This is a genomic window from Paraburkholderia sp. J10-1, from assembly GCF_905220165.1.
Classification (GTDB): domain Bacteria; phylum Pseudomonadota; class Gammaproteobacteria; order Burkholderiales; family Burkholderiaceae; genus Paraburkholderia.
Map to the genome: position 1 here is coordinate 110,276 of NZ_CAJMYW010000009.1, position 20,600 is coordinate 130,875.

General features: G+C 64.5%; 18 protein-coding genes and 2 pseudogenes. 12 read left to right on the plus strand and 8 right to left on the minus strand.

Features of this window, described 5'->3' with window-relative positions; translation table 11 throughout:
• Positions 1-438: 438 nt before the first annotated feature.
• Positions 439-1,425, minus strand: a complete 987-nt coding sequence (locus U5A65_RS25775; protein WP_321948124.1) for a zinc-dependent alcohol dehydrogenase family protein — start codon at positions 1,423-1,425, stop codon at positions 439-441.
• Positions 1,426-1,564: 139 nt separating this feature from the next.
• Positions 1,565-2,020, minus strand: a complete 456-nt coding sequence (locus tag U5A65_RS25780) for a universal stress protein (protein ID WP_321948125.1) — start codon at positions 2,018-2,020, stop codon at positions 1,565-1,567.
• A gap of 257 nt (positions 2,021-2,277) precedes the next feature.
• Between U5A65_RS25780 and acs the strand changes: the two genes are divergently transcribed.
• Genes acs through U5A65_RS25800 form a run of 4 tightly spaced genes read left to right on the plus strand, consistent with a single transcriptional unit; the run spans position 2,278 to position 6,030 of the window.
• Positions 2,278-4,254, plus strand: a complete 1,977-nt coding sequence (acs, locus tag U5A65_RS25785) for an acetate--CoA ligase (protein ID WP_321948126.1) — start codon at positions 2,278-2,280, stop codon at positions 4,252-4,254.
• Positions 4,255-4,270: 16 nt separating this feature from the next.
• The gene (locus U5A65_RS25790; RefSeq protein WP_321948127.1) at positions 4,271-4,867 is read left to right on the plus strand and encodes an acetate uptake transporter; all 597 of its coding nucleotides are present in this window, start codon (positions 4,271-4,273) and stop codon (positions 4,865-4,867) included.
• Between the two features lie 22 nt (positions 4,868-4,889).
• Positions 4,890-5,540 (plus strand): nitroreductase family protein, encoded by a 651-nt coding sequence (locus tag U5A65_RS25795; protein WP_321948129.1) that lies wholly within the window; start codon positions 4,890-4,892, stop codon positions 5,538-5,540.
• 49 nt (positions 5,541-5,589) lie between these two features.
• Positions 5,590-6,030, plus strand: coding sequence for a hypothetical protein (locus U5A65_RS25800; RefSeq protein WP_321948131.1), 441 nt, complete (start codon positions 5,590-5,592; stop codon positions 6,028-6,030).
• 195 nt (positions 6,031-6,225) lie between these two features.
• On the opposite strand, the gene U5A65_RS25805 is transcribed toward U5A65_RS25800, so the two are convergent.
• The 3 genes and pseudogenes from U5A65_RS25805 to U5A65_RS25815 all read right to left on the minus strand — a co-directional run.
• The gene (locus tag U5A65_RS25805; protein WP_321948133.1) at positions 6,226-6,684 is read right to left on the minus strand and encodes a universal stress protein; all 459 of its coding nucleotides are present in this window, start codon (positions 6,682-6,684) and stop codon (positions 6,226-6,228) included.
• A 254-nt stretch (positions 6,685-6,938) separates the two neighbouring features.
• Complete coding sequence (locus U5A65_RS25810; RefSeq protein ID WP_321948135.1) at positions 6,939-7,715, minus strand: TolC family protein; 777 nt, start codon at positions 7,713-7,715, stop codon at positions 6,939-6,941.
• A gap of 169 nt (positions 7,716-7,884) precedes the next feature.
• Positions 7,885-7,998, minus strand: a pseudogene (locus U5A65_RS25815) (ABC transporter permease); the annotation flags it as partial.
• Between the two features lie 199 nt (positions 7,999-8,197).
• Here U5A65_RS25815 and U5A65_RS25820 point away from each other — a divergent pair.
• Positions 8,198-9,040, plus strand: a complete 843-nt coding sequence (locus U5A65_RS25820) for a universal stress protein (RefSeq protein WP_321948136.1) — start codon at positions 8,198-8,200, stop codon at positions 9,038-9,040.
• A 70-nt stretch (positions 9,041-9,110) separates the two neighbouring features.
• Here the strand turns inward: U5A65_RS25820 and U5A65_RS25825 are convergent.
• Both U5A65_RS25825 and U5A65_RS25830 read right to left on the minus strand, forming a co-directional pair.
• Positions 9,111-10,054 (minus strand): annotated as a pseudogene (locus U5A65_RS25825) (1-phosphofructokinase family hexose kinase).
• 432 nt (positions 10,055-10,486) lie between these two features.
• Positions 10,487-11,233 carry a beta-ketoacyl-ACP reductase gene (locus U5A65_RS25830; protein ID WP_321948468.1) on the minus strand — a complete coding sequence of 249 codons (747 nt, stop codon included), beginning with the start codon at positions 11,231-11,233 and terminating at the stop codon, positions 10,487-10,489.
• A 234-nt stretch (positions 11,234-11,467) separates the two neighbouring features.
• On the opposite strand from U5A65_RS25830, the gene U5A65_RS25835 reads away from it, so the two are divergent.
• The 4 genes from U5A65_RS25835 to U5A65_RS25850 all read left to right on the plus strand — a co-directional run bounded on the left by U5A65_RS25835 (position 11,468) and on the right by U5A65_RS25850 (position 15,500).
• Positions 11,468-12,286 carry a universal stress protein gene (locus U5A65_RS25835; protein WP_321948138.1) on the plus strand — a complete coding sequence of 273 codons (819 nt, stop codon included), beginning with the start codon at positions 11,468-11,470 and terminating at the stop codon, positions 12,284-12,286.
• Between the two features lie 56 nt (positions 12,287-12,342).
• Positions 12,343-13,149, plus strand: a complete 807-nt coding sequence (locus U5A65_RS25840) for a universal stress protein (protein ID WP_321948140.1) — start codon at positions 12,343-12,345, stop codon at positions 13,147-13,149.
• Positions 13,150-13,192: 43 nt separating this feature from the next.
• The gene (locus U5A65_RS25845; protein ID WP_321948142.1) at positions 13,193-14,218 is read left to right on the plus strand and encodes an Acg family FMN-binding oxidoreductase; all 1,026 of its coding nucleotides are present in this window, start codon (positions 13,193-13,195) and stop codon (positions 14,216-14,218) included.
• A gap of 157 nt (positions 14,219-14,375) precedes the next feature.
• A complete protein-coding gene (locus U5A65_RS25850) occupies positions 14,376-15,500 on the plus strand; it encodes a PAS domain-containing sensor histidine kinase (RefSeq protein WP_321948144.1) in 1,125 nt (374 codons plus the stop codon).
• A gap of 18 nt (positions 15,501-15,518) precedes the next feature.
• On the opposite strand, the gene U5A65_RS25855 is transcribed toward U5A65_RS25850, so the two are convergent.
• A complete protein-coding gene (locus tag U5A65_RS25855) occupies positions 15,519-15,992 on the minus strand; it encodes a hypothetical protein (protein WP_321948146.1) in 474 nt (157 codons plus the stop codon).
• A 196-nt stretch (positions 15,993-16,188) separates the two neighbouring features.
• On the opposite strand from U5A65_RS25855, the gene U5A65_RS25860 reads away from it, so the two are divergent.
• From U5A65_RS25860 to U5A65_RS25870, 3 genes are all read left to right on the plus strand, one after another.
• The gene (locus U5A65_RS25860; protein WP_321948469.1) at positions 16,189-17,628 is read left to right on the plus strand and encodes an MBL fold metallo-hydrolase; all 1,440 of its coding nucleotides are present in this window, start codon (positions 16,189-16,191) and stop codon (positions 17,626-17,628) included.
• A gap of 216 nt (positions 17,629-17,844) precedes the next feature.
• Positions 17,845-19,938: a PAS domain-containing sensor histidine kinase gene (locus tag U5A65_RS25865; protein ID WP_321948147.1), complete on the plus strand. Its 2,094-nt coding sequence runs from the start codon at positions 17,845-17,847 to the stop codon at positions 19,936-19,938.
• Positions 19,935-20,588, plus strand: a complete 654-nt coding sequence (locus U5A65_RS25870) for a response regulator transcription factor (protein WP_321948149.1) — start codon at positions 19,935-19,937, stop codon at positions 20,586-20,588. Before U5A65_RS25865 ends, U5A65_RS25870 begins: the two co-directional genes overlap by 4 nt.
• The last annotated feature ends 12 nt before the right edge of the window (positions 20,589-20,600 follow it).

Consider the following 20,600-nt stretch of genomic DNA (forward strand, 5'->3'; position numbering starts at 1 on the left):
AAATCCCTACAACATCGCACATACGACTACGACACTTTCAGCCCGCACTGATTTCGCCTCCCCAGAACGCAAACAATAATGGTTTCATGTACTCGACGCGCGCCCCCTTCGGCGCAGTGCGATCGGAATCGGGAGAAAGCGATGAACGGCAGCGAAATTACCCTTCGATCACTCGTGGACAAGTGGCTGGCTCCCACTTTTTCAGCGCCTGCGCGCGTGGCACAAGTGGGTCGCTTGCTGGCCACTCGTAGCCGCTTCGTGCGGATCGAAGGCCGCACCTCGAGTGGCACACTCACAATAGTCTTCTTCCGCCACAACGACGGCTCGTGGTGCGTGTTTCCGCCCGCGCGGACGACGCCGGCAATGTGTCAACGTCTTGCCGCGCACTGAGCCCGTTGTCGGGAGCGCGACGCTCCAGCGGTTCAGGCGAGGCGGGTATCACGTCATTGTCAATACTGCAGCGCCGCTCAGCCGCCCTTCACGCAAATCGGCCAGTGCCTCGTTCGCGCGCGCGAGCGGGTACGGCGTGGTCTCGATTTCGAGCTTGTGGCGCGCGGCAATCGCCATGAAAGTCGCGCCGTCCTCGCGCGTGAGATTCGCCACCGAGACAATGCGCCGCTCCTCCCATAGCCATGCGTAAGGAAACGAGGGAATGTCGCTCATGTGGATGCCGCCGCACACGACTGTGCCGCCCCTTGTCAGCGAGCGCAGCGCGGCGGGCACGAGCGCGCCGACCGGCGCGAACAGCAGCGCCGCGTCGAGTTCCTCGGGCGCGCGCTCGTCGCTGCCGCCGGCCCAGGCCGCGCCGAGCCTCCGCGCGAACTGCTGCGCCGCGGTATCGCCGGGACGCGTGAACGCGTAGACCGTGCGCCCCTGGTGACGCGCGACCTGCGCGACGATATGCGCCGCCGCGCCAAAGCCGTAAATGCCGATGCGCCGCGCATCGCCTGCCATCGCGAGCGAGCGATAGCCGATGAGTCCCGCGCAGAGCAGCGGCGCGGCTTCGACATCGCTGTACTGGCGCGGCAGATGGAAGCAGTAGCGGGCGTCGGCGACGGTGCGCGTGGCATAGCCGCCGTCGATTGTGTAGCCCGTGAAGCCGGGCGCGTCGCAGAGGTTCTCGCGCCCTTCGGCGCAGAAGCGGCAGTGGCCGCAGGTATGGCCGAGCCACGGCACGCCCACGCGGTCGCCCAGCGCGAAACCCGCCGCGCCGGCTCCGAGCGCCGCGACCGTGCCGACGATCTCGTGGCCGGGAATGACGGGCTTTTTCGGGTGCTCGAGATCGCCGTCGACGACATGCAGGTCGGTGCGACACACGCCGCACGCACGGACATCGATCAGCAGTTCGCCGGCGCCGGGCACCGGGTCCAACAAATCGGCTTCGCGCAGCCGCGGATTCTCGCCGTCGAAAACCATTGCTTGCATTCACAGCCTCCACACATCAATGCCGCACGTTGTCTGAGCGACAGTATCCTCATCTCGGCGAAAGGAGTCTCGCAACTACGTCAGCGCCTTCCTGGATGTACGCAGCCTTCGAGTCGCGCGAACAGTGGGGACCCTTGCGCTAACCGTGCACAACCAGCACCGGACAGGATGAAAATCGAAGCACACCCTCTGCGACGCTGCCCAGCACCGCCCTACTCACTCCATGCCTGCCATGGGTACCCATTACGATGAGATCAGCTTCCTGAGTTTTCGCGCAACGCTGCAGGCATTCTGCAATCGAGTCGGATTTCCCAAGCGTCTCGCAGATCTCGACGGAGAGCCGGACTTCCTGCGCGTTCATTGCCCGCCGGACCTCGTCGAGCGCGAGGCGACCGTCCTCGTTGAGTACCCTGCCGAGCGCTTCGGGGTCGTAATAGCCGGAGTAAGGTGCAAGTCCCCATTTGTGCACGACGTAGACAGCATGCACGCGCGCATGAGCGAGCACCGCGAGAGCGAGAGCCTCCTGTGTGGCGCGGCGCGCAGAGCCGCTACCGTCGACTGCCAGAAGAATCGTTCCATAGGTGGGCTTTGACATTTGACGGTCTCCCTGGTGCACGGTCTAAATGCTCTTTCGAATCAAGCACCATTTATCAACATACGCAGGCTGCCCCGGCGTCGCCTGATCTCCGTCAATTGATTTCGAATCCAAAGCGCAAACGCGCCTCCCTTGGTTCGAACCAAACTCTGCTTGATCTGAGTCAATCGCCCGCCGGGACAGGACGGCGAGACTGAAGCCTCACGACACGCAGAGGCGTGCCGTGCTTGCCCCTGAATTACGCATGCGAGGAGACCATGTCCCAATCCGACCCGACGCTCGACGGCATCGCGCCGACCCCTATTCCCTTGCTGAAGGGCGCCACCATCGACGGCATGTCGGCGTATCGCGCGCTCGTCGATGAAGCTCAGCGCGACCCCGACTCGTTCTGGGCACGTCTCGCGCGCGAGCACCTCGACTGGAAACGCCCGTTCACACGCACACTCGATGCGTCGAACGCGCCGTTCTTCAAGTGGTTCGACGACGGTCTGCTCAATGCCTCGTACAACTGCCTGGACCGCCATCTCGCGAACGGTTCTGGCGAGCGCACCGCACTGATTTTCGAGGCGGACGATGGCAAGGTCACGACGCTCACCTATGCCGGATTGCACGCGCGCGTATGCCGCGTCGCAAACGCGCTGCGTGCGCGCGGCGTGCGGCGCGGCGACCGCGTGATGATCTACCTGCCCATGTCGATCGAAGGCGTGGTTGCGATGCAGGCGTGCGCTCGCATTGGCGCGCCGCATTCTGTCGTGTTCGGTGGTTTCTCCGCCAAGTCCCTGCATGAACGCATGGCCGACGTCGGCGCGTGTGTGCTCATCACCGCCGACGAGCAGGTGCGCGGCGGTCGCCATTTGCCGCTCAAGACGATCGCGGACGAGGCGCTCGAGATGGGAGGCGCTGCAAACGTGCACACTGTGATCGTGTATCGCCGCACGGGAGGCCCGATTCCGTGGAACACGCAGCGCGACGTCTGGCTGCATGAACTGGAGCAGGCGCAGTCAGCCGAATGCGAGCCCGAATGGGTCGACGCTGAGCATCCGCTTTTCATTCTCTACACCTCGGGCTCCACGGGCACACCCAAAGGCGTGCAGCACAGCACGGGCGGCTATCTGCTGTGGGCAGCACTCACGATGAAGTGGACTTTCGATATCCGGGCGTCCGACGTGTTCTGGTGCACGGCAGACATCGGCTGGATTACGGGCCATAGCTATATCTGCTACGGCCCAACCGCGGCAGGCGCCACACAGGTAATCTTCGAAGGCGTGCCGACATGGCCTGACGCCGGCCGCTTCTGGCAGATGATCGAGCGCCACAAGGTCTCGATTTTCTACACGGCGCCCACCGCCATCCGCTCGCTCATCAAGGCGGCGGACGCCGAACCTGACGTGCATCCTTCTCGCTACGACCTCAGCACACTGCGCCTGCTCGGCACTGTGGGCGAACCAATCAATCCGGAGGCGTGGCGCTGGTTCGCGCAAAATGTGGGCGCGGGCCGCTGCCCCGTTCTGGATACGTTCTGGCAAACCGAGACCGGCGGCCACATGATCGCGCCGCTCCCTGGCGTCACGCCGCTGGTAGCCGGCTCGTGTACCCTGCCACTGCCTGGCATCGAGGCGGCTATCGTCGACGAATCGGGACACGATGTGCCAAACGGCCAAGGCGGCCTGCTTGTCATCAAGCGGCCCTGGCCCTCGATGCTGCGCACGATCTGGGGTAACCCCGCACGCTATCGTGCCGGCTACTTCCCGGAAGAACTGGGCGGCAAGCTCTATCTCGCCGGTGACGGCGCAATACGCGACACGCAAACCGGCTATTTCACGATCACGGGCCGCGTGGACGACGTGCTCAACGTCTCCGGTCACCGTATGGGCACCATGGAAATCGAGTCCGCGCTGGCTGCGCACCCGCTTGTCTCGGAGGCTGCCGTGGTAGGGCGTCCCGACGCGACCACGGGCGAAGCGATCGTCGCCTTCGTTGTGCTCAAGGGCCCGCGTCCGGTTGAGGAAGAGGCGCAGCGCGTTGCCGATACCTTACGCGCCTGGATCGGCCACGAAATCGGCCCGATTGCCAAGCCGCGGGAAATCCGCTTCGGCGACGCCATGCCGAAAACGCGCTCCGGCAAGATCGTTCGCCGCCTGCTGCGCTCCGTCGCGAAGGGCGAAGCCATCGAGCAGGACACTTCAACCGTCGAAAACCCCGGCGTCATTGCCCAGTTCGGCAAGGCTGCGTAAACAGGAGACACTCATCATGAAAACTTCCGCACCCAACCCCGCTGCGCTCGGCCTTGCCGGGTTCGCCCTCACGACGTGGCTGCTCAGCATGATCAATGCCGGATGGTTTGGCGGCGAAGCGCTTGGTCTCGTGCTTGCCTGCGCCCTGGCGTTCGGCGGCAGCGCGCAGGCCATAGCGGGCCTGATCGAGATTCCGCGCGGCAATACGTTCGGCGCCACGGCCTTCATCGCCTATGGCGCGTTCTGGTGGTCGCTGGCGCTGTATCTCATGTACCTGCACGAGCACGTCGTGCCGGCTTTTGTCGGCTGGTATCTGCTGCTCTGGGGTGTATTCACCCTTTACATGTGGATTGCCACCTGGCGCGCCTCTCGGGTCCTGCAACTCCTCTTCCTCGCGCTGTGGATCACGTTCTTCCTGCTGGCCGCGAGCGAATGGACAGGCTCGCTCCTGATCCATCACACAGGGGGTTATGCCGGGCTCTTTACAGCACTCGTCGCGTTCTACCTTTCCGCGGCGGAGATCATTAACGAAACCCACGGCCGCAGCGTGCTGCCGACCGGCGCGCCGGCCCGCGCGAATGCCGATGACCTCGCCGCTGTACGCCCCGCGTGAACCTGAACGACTGGAGCACACCATGACCGAGCTTCAACGCATCGAATACGAACCCGCGCCGTTGCTGCCGCCCGCCCCCGCGAGCGGCGAGGCGCAGGAGTTCATCAGCCTTCCGCGCCCTCACCTCGACGGCGGCGCCCCTCTGATGACGGTTCTCGCCCACCGCAAAAGCACACGCGCCTATGCGAACGCACCCATGTCGATCCAGACGCTCGGCGAACTGCTATGGGCCGCAAACGGTATCAACCGTCCCGAGACCGGAGGCCATACTGCGCCGTCGGCGCACGGCTATCACGAAATCGACATTTATGCCGCGCTCCCCCAAGGCGTGTATCGGTACGAGCCCACGCTTCATCATCTCGTGCTCAAGCATCGTGCGGACGCGCGCAACATGACCGGCTATCAGGACTTCGTGAGCAAGGCACCGCTCGACCTCGTTTACGTGCTCCGTGGCTCGCAGGTACTCGATACGCCGCCACAGCAGCGCGAACTGTTTGCCGGCGTTGCGGCTGGAGCGATCTGCCAGAATGTTTCCCTCTACTGCGCATCCACGGGGCTCGCCACCGTAGTGCGCGGCTGGATCAATACGAGGCTGCTCGCCGATGCGTTGCGCCTGAACGAGGATGAAGTGCCGCTCCTCGCGCAGACAGTCGGCGAGCCCGTGGCGAACTGAGCCGCAGACTGGACTGAAGCGAAGCGACTAAACCGGAAAGGGAACAACGATGATGGCACCCGTCGATTTGAGCGCTGTCCAACGCGTTTATCGGCTTTGTTACGTCCGCACGCCCTGGGCGTGGTTCACGCGCATCCCACTTGACCAGCAATGGGGCGATCGCTGGGAACGCGCGCCGTACACGCGCGAGGCCGGTCTGCCCTACTCCGATACGCCCGAACAGATCCTCAAGGTCGCCTTCGACGCGCCGCTGCTGGAACCGGAAACCGGGGAGCATGCTCACGCTTACAGCGTACAGGCGATCAACACGAAAGCGGCGCCGTGGCTGCGCACCGAGAGCTATCTCTGCGGGCCGCCCATTCACATCGTGGCGGGTGTAACGCTGCAGCGGTTTACGGAACTGGCCGAACTGGCAGGGGGAATCGTCTACGCTTCGCTAGGCTGGGGCGAACTCCCCAGGCTGCAAGTGGCGTCGGACGCTGCACGCTGAACGGGTGTGATGTGATTCGGAGCGGTGCCGCGGTTGCCGCAACGGCGCAAAAATTCAATGGGGGTCGATTGAATCGTTGGCACTCACCCCAAGATCGGTATCGTAAGGCGGTCCGTTGCGATAACAGCATGATGCTGCAAGGGTCGAACTTCTTCTCCGTGCACAACCCGCTCCAGGTGGGTTCACCATCCCCGATTACTGAGACGGCTCGCGAACGAGCAGCACCGGACACTGTGCCGAACGCACGAATCGCTCTGCCACACTGCCGAGCAATGCGCGTTTGATACCGCGCCTGCCATGGGTACCGAGCACGACCAGTTGCACACCGTGTTCCGATGCGCAGCGCTGCAGACATTCCGCCACGCTGTCGTTCATGTCCTCAACATGGAGCAGTTCCGTGTCGCAGCGCGCGCCAGCCGCCTGCGCTTCGGTGCGGGCCTCCTCGAGCTGCTTCATGGCATCCTCGCGATACGCTGCTATCGTGTCAGCGGGCACGTAGGTCAGCCCCATGCCCACGCCCATGGGCGCCACGATATCGAGCGCGTGCACAATATGCAGTTGCGCGCCCGTTAAGCCCGCAAGCTTCACCGCCTCCGCAAGCGCCCGCTTCGATGTTTCGCTGGCGTCGTAAGCCACCAGTATTTTTTCGTACATGTCGGGCTCCTTTCAGGTCGTCTCGCTGCGGATCGGGATGGCGTGGCTCCATCTTCGAATCAGTCAGCGTTTTGCGCTTGACTTGCATCAATGAATGTGGACATCGCAGTACGTCCCATTCGCAATCGTCAACGCGCTCCCGCCACGCCCTCGCCGTTGCCCGCTACGTCGCCCCAGCCTCCGACCAATGCCGCATACAGCGCCACTGTGTCCTGCAGTCGCTGTGCCGCAGCTTCCAGCCAGGCGATCTGCGCCTAGTGCAACTGGCCATCGGCAATGAGAATCTGCAGGTAATCCACGGTCCCCGCCCGATAGTCGGCTCGCAGCAACCGCAGCGCTTCCTGTGCCGCTGCGAGCGCGCGCGATTGCGCGTCGAGCACATCCGCGACCTGCGCGAAGGCCGAAAGCACGGTTTGGCGATATTGCGCGCGTGAAGCCGCGTAAGCCTCTTCGGCGGCCTTGCGGCCATACCATAGCGTCCCGCCCTGAAAGAGCGGCGCGGCCACATCGGCCGCAAGACTCCATGACTGTCCCAAGCGCTGCGCAATCGATGCGGGGGACGCACCCGAGAGGCCGCCCTCGGCAGAAAGCGTCATGTTCGGCAACATCGCCGCCGTCGCCACGCCGATCTGCGCGCTCGCCGCATGAAGGAGCGCCTCTGCCTGCATCACGTCGGGCCGCTGGCGCACGAGTTGCGACGGCACGGTTTGCGGCAGCTCCGCTGGGAGAGTGACATCCCGCAAGGAGAGCCCAGGCGCGGCCCATTGGGCAGGGAGTGCGCCTGTGAGCGAGGCCAGCAGGTCGCCTGCCTGAGCGCGCATTTGTTCCAGCAACGGCGATGTGGCCTCCAGCGTGGCCTCCAGCGTGGCCTGCTCGTCCTGCAGCGTGAGCACCGCCGCATAGGCGGCCGTTCCGGCGCGCGCGCGTTCGTCGGCGATGCGCACCTGCTCGCGTACGAGGCCGATCATCTCTTGCGTCGCGTCGATCTCGTCGCACCACGCCGCGCACAGCAGGTCGTCGGCACGGCACAACGAGGCTTGCGCCTGCGCAAGCGTTGCGTTGTCGGTCAGCGCGTCGTCTACTACGTCGTCGATGGCAGGGCTGCCGAACTGCGTCCACCACTCGTCGCGAACGCTTACCTCAGCGTGCAGGGTCTGTGACGCTCCAGCCGCCGAGAAGGTGGTGGGGCCACCGCCCGGCCGACATCATCTCGACGATCAGGAACACGGCGAACGTAATGCCGATCAGGAGCGCCGTGAATTTGGCACTGTCGTTGACGAGCAGCTTGAACGCGAGGCGCAGGATACCCGGCATGACGAACCGTTTAGCCATGATTGAGCGGCCCTGGGTTGAAGAGGATGACTGACCATGCCACACCGACTGCGATTGTGGCCGTGAGCCGATGCTCGGGCACGCCGTTCGAATCCTGTTGACGTGCGTCAAATGAACGAAGCACGCCGGGAGGACTAATAGAAGCGCTAGCCGGTTTCGATCCCCCGGAGGAGACGCTGCCATGTCGTACAAAACCGTACTCACCTACCTCGACTCCAGCGATCGCGCTCAGGCGCGGCTGGGCTTTTCGCTCGAACTGGCCAGGCAATTCGACGCGCTTCTCATCGGGCTTTACACGACATTCCTGCCTGAGGCCCGGGAATATTTTTCAATCGCCGGCGGCGCTCACTATTACGACGCCTGGTGCGACGCGCGGCGTGGCCAGCGAGACGCGGCTGAGGAGGCCTTTCGTCATGCGCTGCGCGGCGACGGCCTGGGCGGCGAATGGATCGCATTCGACGACTATGCCGAACAGCCCATGATCCGGCGCAGCCGTCACGCCGACCTGCTGATCGCCGGTCAGGCGGGCCCCAATGACGATTCACGGGCGTTGCGCAAGTGCTTTCTGGAAGCCTTGGTGCTGACTTCCGGCAGGCCTGTGCTGGTTTTGCCTTATGCCGGAGCCCTGCGGCCAGCAGGTAAATCGATCGCTATCGCGTGGGACGGCAGTCGCGAAGCTGCCCGCGCCGTGCACGACGCCATGCCGTTTCTGGTGGGCGCAGGACGTGTGACGGTACTGCGCATCCGCACTGGCGATACACAACGGCTCGCGGCGCTGGGTGCCCAAGGCAGGGAGATCGACCTCATGCTGGCAAGGCACGCGGTCAACGTCGATTTTGCGGAGGTGATCAGCGATACCGACGAAACAGCCGGTGACGCCCTGCTTTCCTGGGTTGCTTCGAGCGGCTGCGACTTCGTCGTTGCGGGTGCCTACAGTCATCCGCAGTGGAAAGAGCAATGGCTTGGCGGGGTGACGCGCGCCCTGCTCGAATCGGCGACTGTTCCGGTGCTGATGTCACATTGAAGCAAGCGTGCCCGCGGCCCAGCCGAGGGCATCAGGTCGCGGCGGGCACACGGGCTTCACTGTTGCCGCGTCACACCACCTCCTGCGTGCTGACGTAGAGCCGCTCCACCTCTTGCGCGTCGCACAGCGCCGTGCCGCTCGATAGCAAGGTCGCGGAGGCCGCCGCCTGTGCGAGACGTGCGGCGTCCCGCAGGGTGTCGCCGCGGCGCAGCGCGATCAGCAGCCCCGCGAGGAAGCTGTCGCCAGCGCCGGTTGCGCTTGATACGGTCACGGTCAGCGCTGGCACGCGAATCGTTTCGTCTGACGTGACGAGCAGCGCGCCGCGTTCCCCCAGCGTCAACGCAACGATCTGCGCGCGACCGCTATCGACGAGTTGCCGCGCAGCGGACAGCCATGCGGCCTCATCGGCGAGCGGTTGCTCCGCCAGAGCCGCCAGTTCGCCAAGGCTGGGCTTCACGAGATAGACGCCCGCGTCGAGTGCGAGCGCGAGCGGCAACCCTGAGGTATCGAGCACCACGCGGGTGCCGCGCAGGTTCGCCCAGCGGGTCAGGTCGGCATATGCCTTGGGGGCAGTCCTGGCGGCAGGCTGCCGCTCAGCACGAGATAGCGCGGCGCGGGCGTAAGCGCATCGAGAACGGCTAACGTCGCCGACCACTCATCGACGCTGACTTGCGGCCCTGGGAGGACGAAACGGAATTCGTGGCCCGTCGAGCGTTCCGTGACGGAAAAGTTTTCGCGCGTCTCGCCTGCGATGCGCAGCCGTCGACCGGGGACACGCTCCGCCGTGAGCATCTGTTCGAGCAGACTCCCCGAAGTGCCCCCCGCCAGGTACAGCGCGAGACAGTTCGTCTCGCGGCCGTCGAGCCGCTGGATCACGCGGGCGACATTGAGACCGCCGCCTCCCGGATAACGGCGCGCGGCGTCGCAACGCAGCTTGTGCGTATCGACGACCCGCTCCACTGCCGTCGATACGTCGACGGCAGGGTTCAGCGTAAGTGTCACGATCTCAACCACCTCGCCCCCTTCGTAGGCGTGTGCCTACACACCAAGTAAATTGCTTACGCCAGTTTCAGCGGCCGCTCATTGGAACGCGTCCGGCGGCGTTACATACTGGAGACGTACCACCGCAGCCGCTTGACTCCATCCGTTGCCAGGAGTGTTGACATGTCCACCGTCGAAATCCGCACGCCGATCGCCGCAACGCGCCCGAACGCCAGCGCCACCGACGATCCCGAAACCTTGCTCGCGCTCGCCCGTACCGCCGGCTTGCTCGTCACGCTCGACTCAGATAGGCCGCGAGAAGTATCAAAGCGTGGCGGGCTCGCTGCATGCGTTCCAGCGCTTCGCTGCCGCGCTGCGCGACGCCCTTGTGGCAGCCGGCGCGCCCTGAGTTCAGCGCGCATAGCCTGCCACCTCGTGATCCCTGGCGCGCAAATCGCACGTGCCCTACTCCATGTGCATGCCGCCATTAACGGCAAAATTTGCGCCTGTTACGAATGCGCCGTCGTCTGAGCACAGGTACGCAACCAGCGACGCCACCTCCTCCGGCCGGCCAAGGCGCCCGACGGGAATCTGCGGCAGGATGCGCGTATCCATGACGTCCTGAGGCACCGCTTCCACCATGGCGGTAGCGAGATAGCCTGGCGACACCGTATTGACGGTAATACCGCGTTTCGCAACTTCGAGCGCGAGCGACATCGTAAAACCATGGATGCCCGCCTTTGCGGCCGCGTAGTTCGTCTGCCCGAATGCCCCCCGCGAACCGTTCACCGAGCCGATGTTCACGATGCGGCCAAACCGCCGTTCGTACATGCCTGGCAGGAAAGGCTTCGTCAGATTGAACATGCTGTCGAGATCCGTGTGCATCACGGCGTCCCACTCGGGCTTGGAAAGTTTCATGAAGCTCGCGTCGCGGGTAATGCCCGCGTTGTTGACGAGCACATCGACGCCGCCGAACTCCGCGATCACCTTTCGCGCGCCCTCCTCGCATGAGTCGTAGCTGGCAACATCGAGCCCGAATGCATGAAATGTGCGGCCCGCTTCGCGTTCGCCGTGCAGCCATGTCACCACATGATCGTTCTGCTCCGAATGGGAAACGATCACGGTCATGCCAGCGTCGTACAGTTTCCGGCTGATGGCGGCGCCAAGCCCTCCCATTCCACCGCTCACAAACGCAATCCGGTCCTTGCGCATCATGCTTCTCCTCGCAGATGGGTGATCGGCCGCGGATCGGCACGATCGAGATGTCGCTCCACTATAAAAAAGCGCAGTCGCTCGCGATTGATATGCATCAATCGGAGGCCTACGCAGCGGAAGCCATCCGGATCCGCGAGGGGTTGACTCAAATCAATTGCGACTCCCTGGCCGAACCTAGACTGATCCCACGCCACTCTGGTTCGCGGTTTTCTCAATCGTGGAGCGCCGATCATGGAGTACCGCAGCATCCTTGTTCATCTGGACGGCAGCGAGCGCGCGAGCGCATGCATCGATCTTGCATTGCTTGTTGCGCGGCAGCACGGCGCCCACGTCAATGCGCTATTCGCACCAGTCACGATTGACCATGAAAGCGCATGGTCGATCACACTCGATTCGGGGTATCGCTTCCGGACCCGGGAAGACAAGCGCCGAGCGCTCGAACATCAGTTCCTCAACGGACTCTCGCAGGCGAACCTCAAAGGCACCTGGCGTACTGCCACGCATCACGCCCAGCATGAGTTGCTCGCCCTCTCACCGTTTGCGGATCTCATCGTGGTGGGCCAAAGCGATCCAAACGATCCTGACGCATCACCCAGAAGCCGCCTGCAGATCCAGGTGACGCTGGCAGCGGGACGGCCGGCGCTATGGGTGCCCTATGTCGGGACGTTTCCCACTGTGGGCGAACGGATCGTCGTTGCGTGGGACGCAGGTCAATCGGCCACACGCGCGCTGTACGACGCGCTGCCCTTCATGCGGCTGGCCGCCCATACGACGGTCGTTACCCTTAACGCCCAACGGGAAGGCCGCCTACCGGGCGCCGACATTGCACTCGTCCTCGCGCGCCACGGCATTGACGTGGAAGTTACCCATTTGCACACGCCCCCCACGGTGTCGATTCCCGATGCCCTTCTCTCGCGCGTGGGCAAAGTCGGCAGCGACCTGCTCGTGATGGGGGCATACGGTCACGCGCGCTGGAAGGAGCTCGTGCTCGGCGGCGTCACGCAGACCGTGCTCGGGTCAATGCCGATCCCGGTTTTGATGTCGCATTGAGCGTATCGTGCGCCTGCGTTGCCCGGCGCATTCGCTCAGGTTCAAGGAAAATCGCCATGTGCTACAAGAGCCTGCTCGTTCATCTGGACGACTCGGAACGGTGCGCGGTGCGCCTTGCGCTCGCGCTCGACCTGGCGGAACGCTTCGATGCGCATCTGACCGGACTGTACGTGTCGCATCCGCACCGGGAAACCTCCGAAGCTGCGCCAACGCCGGAGGCGCGCCTTGCGCGAACGCATGAACGCTTTCTCCTCGCTGCGGAGTGTGCGGGCCGCACTGCCGAGTGGCGCGCGCCGCAGCCTTGCGACGCCGCGATCGCGACACTGCACGCTCGCCATGCCGACCTGCTCGTGCTCGGGCAGCCAGAAGCCGCGGCTTGGGTCGCTCAAAGCACGAGCGGCTTCGTCGCGGATCTGTTGATGACCGCCGGACGACCGGCCGTCGTGGTTCCCCATTCCGGCGCCTTCACGGAATTCGCGCAGAACATTCTGGTCGCCTGGGACGGCAGCCGTGAGGCGGCGCGCGCCGTATCCGACGCGTTTCCATTATTGCAGCGTGCCCAGTCCGTCTCGATCGAAGTCGTCTCCTCGCACCGTGGCGCGCAGCGCGCGCGCGCCGAAAATGAAGCCATCGAGGCAGCCGCATGGCTCGATCTGCACGGCGTGCAGGCGTCGTTTCACGAAAGCGCGAAGGATCCCGGGGTCCTGACCGGAGCGACGCTGCTCAGCCGCGCCAGCGACCTGCACGCTGACCTGATCGTGGCAGGCGCTTATGCGCATTCCCGGGTTCATGAAAGTGTTCTCGGCGGCGTGACGCGCACACTGCTGGAAGCGATGACGGTTCCGGTCCTCATGTCCCATTGAATCCATCTGGCGCGCAGCACTTTTAAAGAGGCGGGAATTCACCATGCTCGACCATCCACACGACCCTGCCGCCAGCGCCACGCCTCTCGACAAGCTCGACGACTACGCGTTGCGTTACGCCGTGCGCCACGCCACGCTCGCTCCCTCGAGCCACAACAGCCAGCCGTGGCGATTCGTCCCCAGCCACGACCGGATCCTGTTGTGCGCCGACCGTCTGCGGGCGCTGCCCGTTGTCGATCCGTTCGATCGGGAGCTGATCATCAGTTGCGGCGCGGCGCTCTTCAATCTGCGCGTGGCGCTCGCGAGCTTAGGCATTGGCTATGCGATCACGCTCTTTCCAACGAGCCTCGATCCCGACCTGCTCGCCGATGTGCGCCTGCTTCGTGAGCGGCCCGTCGGCGCGGAACTGGCTCCGCTCGTCGGTGCAATTTCGCTGCGGGTCACCACACGTCAACCGTTTTCTCCGGCGCCGGTCGCAGCAGCCGTCGAACACGAACTGGTCGAAGCGGCCCGCGCAGAGGGTGTCGAAGTTGCCTGCGCAACCGAAGCCAGAACGCGCGAGGCAATCGCCGATCTCGTCGCCGAAGCCGACCAGCGGCAGTTCGCCGATCCCAGGTTTCGCCGCGAACTCGCGAAATGGATCCATCCGCGCCACACTGGCGACGGCATGCCGGCCTACGCGGCCGGACTGGGTTCCCTGCTCGACTTCGCAACACCGCTCGTCGCCTCCGCGATACGCACATTCGACGTGGGTGGCGGGGTGGCCGCGACTCACCGGGAACTCGCGGCAGGATCGCCCCTGTTGCTGTGCATCGCGACGAGCGTCGACGATGCGCAGGCATGGCTCGCCGCTGGCGAGGCGCTCGAGCGGGTGCTGCTTGTGCTGACTTCGCACGGCCTGTGCGCGTCCTATCTGAACCAGCCCATCGAGGTGGCCGACCTCCGCGCGCAGCTAAGTGCGCTGCTCGGCATGCCGAAAGCCGCTTGTCCGCAGCTTCTGCTGCGCATCGGCCACGGAACACCCGATGCACCGTCACCGCGCCGGCCGCTAAGCGAGGTAGTGGCGTAAGCATCAACACGTACAAGACCGCGGGAAACCCGCGGCTTGCGGTCTGTCAGGCTACAGCAAGCAATTTGCCTTACCATGCGGCCTATCGGCGTGACACGCCTGGCACACCAGGATGCGCACGATACCTGGAGATTCGGCCAATCTTCCGGAGCGCTACATGCAAACGGCAGAGCCCAAGTCCTGGCTTGCACGCAACGAGAGCGATATAGCAATCGTCGACCGGTATCGTCTCCTGATCGACGCTGTACGCGACTACGCCATTTTCATGCTCGACCCAGGCGGACGCGTTGCGAGCTGGAATCCGGGCGCGCAACGCATCAAAGGTTATTCGTCGGACGAAATAGTCGGCCGGCACTTCTCCGTGTTCTACACACCGGACGATATCGCCTCAGGCAAGCCCTCGCGCCTGCTGGAGGCTGCGGCGCTTTACGGGCGCATCGAGGACGAGGGCTGGCGGGTACGCAAGGACGGTAGCCGCTTCTGGGCGAACGTCGTCATCACCGCTGTGCACGACGACCAGGATGCGCTTGTCGGTTTCGCCAAGATTACGCGGGACATGACCGAGCGGCGCAGGCTCGAAGAACTCGAGCGCGCTCATGCGGCGTCGGCGCTCACCCAGCAGGCGCGCGAGAATGAGCAGAAGCGCATCGCCCGCGAACTGCACGACGATCTCGGACAGCGGATCGCGGCACTGAAGATGGCGCTCACCCTACATGGGACTGCGCTCGCCGGTGCATCGCCGACGCAAATGCACGGTGAACTGGAGGCCATCGCACAGATCGGCACGCAAGTCGACGCGCTTGCTGTAGCGGTCCGGCGTATTGCCGCCGACCTGCGCCCCGCCATGCTCGACGATCTCGGGCTGCAGGCCGCGCTGGAATGGTTGGCAGAGGACTTTCAGAACCGCTACGGCGTGACAATCCAGTGTCAACTGGATATCTCGGAGCCTGACCTTGGCGAATTCGCGGCAACGGCCCTCTTTCGCGTCGTTCAAGAAGCGCTGACGAATGTCGCGCGCCATGCTCACGCGCATCGTGTGACGATCGAGCTTCAGAACGACGCGAAAGATTGCAGGCTTCGCGTCAGCGACGACGGCGTCGGCTTCGACCCGCTCGCGGCGGCGCGTCCTGATGCATTCGGGCTCATGGGCATGCGCGAACGTATTTTGCAGCTCGGCGGCTTGCTGACGGTTGAAAGCCACCCTGGCACGGGCGTCACGATTTCGGCGGAGCTTCGCTTGCCGCTGGACATTCACTCGGCGCTCACTGGTGCTGCTCGCTAGCAAACATCCCCATTCGCTTCATCTGACGCCACTCACGTCGCGCACGAATTCGAGCTGCGCCTGCTCAAGCTGTTCGGCGCAGCGCGCGTAGAGCCATCCGGGGCCGTTGTCGGTGCTGTACATGCCGCGGCACAAACCCTTGAGCCTGATTGTCGTGGTCCCGTCCTCCGCCATCTGCCGCACCGCCCAGAAGTAGGCAATGCCGAATTCATGCGGCATGCGTGTCTCGATCGTTTCGTCGGTCGCACGTTCGATAGGCGTAGGGGAGTGCCGCTGGACGAAGCGCTGGGTACGGTTCCAGGCCTGTGCGCAGTCTTCGGGCGTGGTGCACTTGATCGCGCTCTGCTCTCGTCGCGCTTCCAGTTCGGTCTCCGAACGACGAAAAGCAATATTTTCGTCGTGGTGCGTGTCGCTGTAAGTGGTACAGGCCGAAAGCGGTGCAATCAACAGCATCAGACCAAGCGCCCAGCCAAAGCACAAGCTGCTCGACATTTTTCGCCCCCGCCCGAGAACTGGCCCGCGACCGCGAGCCACCGACTCCAATGTATGAATCGTCCCGCGTGGTTCGATTGATCTGCCTCAAGGAGAAGCGAACCCCGTTTCTCTGATGCAAGTCAAAGCCGCCGAGCGGGCACGCGCTCCAATCGATGTCAGGCGCGCACATGGCGCGTGAAGCGAGGAGAGCATGATGAAGCTGACGTTTCTGGGCGCGGCACAGACGGTCACCGGGTCGCGCTACCTGCTGGAGGCGGCCGGCAAGCGGGTGCTGATCGATTGCGGGCTCTTCCAGGGCACCAAAAACCTGCGCCTGCGTAACTGGGATCCACTGCCCTTTCCAGCCGACTCGCTCGACGCCGTGATCCTCACGCACGCCCATATCGACCACTGCGGCTACCTGCCAGTCCTCGCGCGCAATGGCTATCGCGGCCCGGTCTATTGCACGCCCGGAACAGCGGACCTGTGCGGCATCATGCTGCGCGACAGCGCACGTTTGCAGGAGGAAGACGCGGCGTTTGCGAACCGCCACGGCTTCTCCAAACACCATCCCGCCCTTCCGCTCTACACCCTGGAGGACGCCGAACAGGCATTGCGGCTCATCGCGCCGCGCCCGTTCGACGAGCCCGTTGCGCTCGGCGAGCAATTGACGTTTCGGCTGCTGCCAGCTGGCCATATCCTGGGCGCGGCGAGCGTCGTGCTGTGCAACGGGCATACGGTGCTTGCGTTTTCCGGCGACCTCGGGCGCCCCGACGATCCCATCGTTCGCGCGCCATCGCCGCCTGTGCATGCGGACTACCTTGTGGTCGAATCGACCTACGGCGACCGGCTGCACGACGCGCTCAACCCCGAGGACGAACTCGCCGAAATGTTCGCGCGCACCTTCGCACGGGGCGGAATCGTGGTGATGCCCTGCTTTGCCGTGGGACGGGCGCAGGAGGTTCTTTACTACATCGCGCGATTGAAGCAGTCCGGGCGCATGGCCAATGTCCCGGTCTACCTCGACAGCCCGATGGCAATCAGCGTGACCGAGCTTTACCGAGGTCACATGGGTGACCATCGGCTGACGGTGTCGCAGTTGCACGCCATCGATCATGCGGCGTTCATGGCTCGAACCGTGGACGAATCGAAGGCCATCGCCGGGCGCCACGGCCCGATGGTCATCATTGCCGGCAGCGGCATGGCGACGGGCGGCCGGGTATTGCATCATCTGAATCTCTACGCCTCCGACCCGCGCAACACGATCGCGCTCGTCGGCTACCAGGCCCCCGGCACGCGCGGCGCGGCGCTCGAGGCCCACACGCCCGCCATCAAGCTGCACGGCGACTACGTGCGCGTGCGCGCCGAGATCTCCTCGATCACCTCTCTCTCCGCACATAGCGATTATCGGGAGACCCTGCGCTGGCTGGCCAGCATGACGTGCCCGCCCATTCGCACGTTCGTCACGCACGGCGATCCCGCGGCGGCCGACGCCTTGCGCCGGCGCATCGTCGAGACGCTCCATTGGGATTGCTGCGTGCCGGAATACGGACAGTCGGTTGAACTCGCCGAGGAACCCGTGCGAACCCACCCCTGCCCGCCGTGCCCACCGGATGCACTGGCGTGCGCACCGGGGGCAGGTGCGACGCCCTGAAGGGCTTCCGGAATACGGCACTGGGCACTGCACGCCCTGCGGGTGCTGGCAGGACAAGTGTCAAACTTTTTGGGACACTGTTCCAGGCGGCTCATAAAATGGGCATACATCCCTCGTGGCACGGGATACCGGTGTCCCTCCCACTGGAGTCGGTACTACCTATGCGAATGGCCTACGCATCGATCTCGCGCAAGCATCGCGCCCCGGATAGACGTCATGGGCTCCGGCGCTAACCCGCGTGTGCGCGCTGGACAAGGCGCCCGTCTGGCAATTGCCGCACGCCTGCGCGATCCGGCCGTCTCGGCGGTGCTGGCGTTCGTCGTGGCCTTCGCGCTGGCTGGCGCGATCGCAACGTTCGTTACGCGGCAGTGGCAAGCGGCGGCGGAACAGCGGTTCACGCGGCGCGCAGCGGCGTTGCAGACAACACTCAGGCAGGCGCTGATTGCCGACGAGGCCATCGTGCGCGGCGCCCGCGCTTCGCTCTCGCAGACGCCTGCCCCCGATGCGGCAGCGTGGAAACGCTTCGTTTCAGCGATCGATCTGGACAACTCCCGTTCGGCGATTACCGCACTGGGTTACGTCATCCCGCACGCAAACCCGACGGCAAGCGCGGCCGACAGCGCAGGAGTCACGACGCAATGGGCCGGGCTGAGCGCCACCGTGCCCGAAGAAGCGCTCGTGGAGACCTCAGCGACGCGTGCCGCGCGCAGCTACGCCGCCGAAACCGGCACCGCCGCGCTCGCGGCGGTGCCGGGGGTGGCCGGTGCGCCTGCGCTCCTCACGCTCTGGCTGCCCGTGTACGAGACGGCGCCCAATGCACAAAACAATGCTCAGAAGGTGATTGGCTTCGCGGTCGCCTTGCTGGACGCGCGGCGGCTGTTTGCGCCGCTCGCCGCCGCCGATCCCGGACTTGCGATTAGCGCCCGGATTGGATCGCCGCCTTTGGATCTCTACACGAGTGAGCGCGGCGAAGAAGACGAGGTGATGCCCGGCATGCGGTTCCAGCGCAGCGATTCCTTCCTGTTTGGCGGCGCGACGCTCGCACTCGACGTCAGCGCCGACGCCAGCCCTCTGCTCACGGGTGCAGCTGCGTGCACGACGGCCATTCTGCTCGCCGGTGCGCTCGGCGCCGCCGCGCTCGCGTTTCTTACGCAACGCCTCATGCGCGCGAACCTGGTGCCCAAGCGGGTCGCGGGCGACGCGCGGCTCAACGAAGCGCGCATGATGGGGATCATCCGCTCGTCGATGGAGGCGATCGTCACTGTCGACGAAACCCAGCGCGTGGTGATCTTCAATCCAGCCGCCGAACAGGTGTTTGGCCTGTCCGCCATGGAGGCGATCGGCTCACCGCTTTCGCGCTTTATTCCCGAGCGGTTTCGGGCTGCACACGCGCAGCATGTCGAACAGTTTGGCGAGACCGGCGTCACCGAGCGCCAGATGGGCCGTCCGCAACGTGTGCTCCACGGGCTGCGCACTAACGGCGAGGAGTTTCCCATCGAAGCATCGATTTCGCAGATCCGTGACGACTCAGGCAAGCTTTTCACGGTCATGTTGCGCGACATCACCGAACGCGTGCGCGCGGAGGAAGCGCTCAAGCGTTCGCGCGAAGAGCTCCGCGAGCTGTCGGCCAATCTCCAGAACGTGCGCGAGGCCGAAAAAACACGCATTGCGCGCGAGCTGCACGATGATCTCGGCCAGCAGCTCACCGCGCTCAAGATTGATCTCTCCACGCTCGAGCGCAGGCTCGGGGAGGACAACGCCACCGACGTCGCCGCGCGCATCGCCGGCATGCGCAACCTGATCGATGCGACGGTGGCGGCCCTGCGGCGTATCGCGGCCGACCTGCGGCCGGTCATGCTCGACGACCTCGGCCTCGTGCCGGCCATCGAGTGGCTGGCAAACGACTTCACGAGCCGTTACGGTATTGCCGTCGAGCATGATCTGGACGCCGACGCCACGATGTTTTCAAACGCCGCTTCCTCTGCACTCTTTCGTATCGTTCAGGAAGCCCTGACCAATGTCGCCCGCCATGCCGAAGCGAGCCTGGTCGAGATTACACTCAAGGTGGACGGCCCAATCTGCGTCCTGCGCATCGCAGACGACGGGCTTGGTGCGACCGGCGACCCAGCCGATCCCACCGGCCCGCAGCGCAACGCCTTGCGGGACAAGTCGTTCGGCCTGCTTGGCATTCGCGAGCGCGCCCGCATGCTCGACGGCACCGTTCTAATCGACACAGCGCCCGACAAGGGTTTTGCCATGACGATCACGTTCGCACTCCATGCTCTCCTGCCCGAAGAGGCCGCTTCATGATCAAGGTGATCATCGCCGACGACCATGCGCTTATGCGCGACGGTCTGCGCCGCATACTGGAAAGCGCGCGCGACACCCAGTTCGAAGTCATAGGGGAAGGTTGCGACAGCGCGACCACACTCGCGCTCGTGCGTGAGCGCGCAGCCCAGGTCCTGGTGCTCGACCTCTCGATGCCGGGACGCAGCGGCGTGGATCTCGTCAAGCAGATCAAGGACGAAAAACCCGAATTGCGCATTCTCGTGCTGACCATGCATGCGGAGCAGCAATACGCAGTGCGCGCCTTCAAGGCGGGGGCTTCGGGTTATCTCACCAAGGAATGCGCCAGCACGGAGCTGGTCACCGCCGTGACGAAGATTGCTTCCGGTGGAGTCTACATCAGCATGACGCTGGCCGAGCGCTTCGCGCAGAGCCTGAACGAGCCCGCCGACACGCTTCCCCACCAGCGGCTTTCCGACCGCGAGTTCGAGGTATTCCGGCGTATCGCGGCCGGCCAGACGATTACCCAAATAGCGCAGGAGCTTTGCGTGAGCGCGAAGACCGTCAGCACCTACAAGGTGCGCATCCTCGAAAAGATGCAGATGCCGCACGAAGCCGCGCTCGTGCGCTACGCGATGCGGCACAAGCTCGTCGACGATCCCGACGAAGCCTGACGCTCGGCCTGA

What these genes read in the sequence shown, in the direction of transcription:
- U5A65_RS25775 (WP_321948124.1), bottom strand. Translation starts at nt 1,425, where the DNA reads ATGCAAGCAATGGTTTTCGACGGCGAGAATCCGCGGCTGCGCGAAGCC.
- U5A65_RS25780 (WP_321948125.1), bottom strand. Translation starts at nt 2,020, where the DNA reads ATGTCAAAGCCCACCTATGGAACGATTCTTCTGGCAGTCGACGGTAGC.
- acs (WP_321948126.1), top strand. Translation starts at nt 2,278, where the DNA reads ATGTCCCAATCCGACCCGACGCTCGACGGCATCGCGCCGACCCCTATT.
- U5A65_RS25790 (WP_321948127.1), top strand. Translation starts at nt 4,271, where the DNA reads ATGAAAACTTCCGCACCCAACCCCGCTGCGCTCGGCCTTGCCGGGTTC.
- U5A65_RS25795 (WP_321948129.1), top strand. Translation starts at nt 4,890, where the DNA reads ATGACCGAGCTTCAACGCATCGAATACGAACCCGCGCCGTTGCTGCCG.
- U5A65_RS25800 (WP_321948131.1), top strand. Translation starts at nt 5,590, where the DNA reads ATGATGGCACCCGTCGATTTGAGCGCTGTCCAACGCGTTTATCGGCTT.
- U5A65_RS25805 (WP_321948133.1), bottom strand. Translation starts at nt 6,684, where the DNA reads ATGTACGAAAAAATACTGGTGGCTTACGACGCCAGCGAAACATCGAAG.
- U5A65_RS25820 (WP_321948136.1), top strand. Translation starts at nt 8,198, where the DNA reads ATGTCGTACAAAACCGTACTCACCTACCTCGACTCCAGCGATCGCGCT.
- U5A65_RS25830 (WP_321948468.1), bottom strand. Translation starts at nt 11,233, where the DNA reads ATGCGCAAGGACCGGATTGCGTTTGTGAGCGGTGGAATGGGAGGGCTT.
- U5A65_RS25835 (WP_321948138.1), top strand. Translation starts at nt 11,468, where the DNA reads ATGGAGTACCGCAGCATCCTTGTTCATCTGGACGGCAGCGAGCGCGCG.
- U5A65_RS25840 (WP_321948140.1), top strand. Translation starts at nt 12,343, where the DNA reads ATGTGCTACAAGAGCCTGCTCGTTCATCTGGACGACTCGGAACGGTGC.
- U5A65_RS25845 (WP_321948142.1), top strand. Translation starts at nt 13,193, where the DNA reads ATGCTCGACCATCCACACGACCCTGCCGCCAGCGCCACGCCTCTCGAC.
- U5A65_RS25850 (WP_321948144.1), top strand. Translation starts at nt 14,376, where the DNA reads ATGCAAACGGCAGAGCCCAAGTCCTGGCTTGCACGCAACGAGAGCGAT.
- U5A65_RS25855 (WP_321948146.1), bottom strand. Translation starts at nt 15,992, where the DNA reads ATGTCGAGCAGCTTGTGCTTTGGCTGGGCGCTTGGTCTGATGCTGTTG.
- U5A65_RS25860 (WP_321948469.1), top strand. Translation starts at nt 16,189, where the DNA reads ATGAAGCTGACGTTTCTGGGCGCGGCACAGACGGTCACCGGGTCGCGC.
- U5A65_RS25865 (WP_321948147.1), top strand. Translation starts at nt 17,845, where the DNA reads ATGGGCTCCGGCGCTAACCCGCGTGTGCGCGCTGGACAAGGCGCCCGT.
- U5A65_RS25870 (WP_321948149.1), top strand. Translation starts at nt 19,935, where the DNA reads ATGATCAAGGTGATCATCGCCGACGACCATGCGCTTATGCGCGACGGT.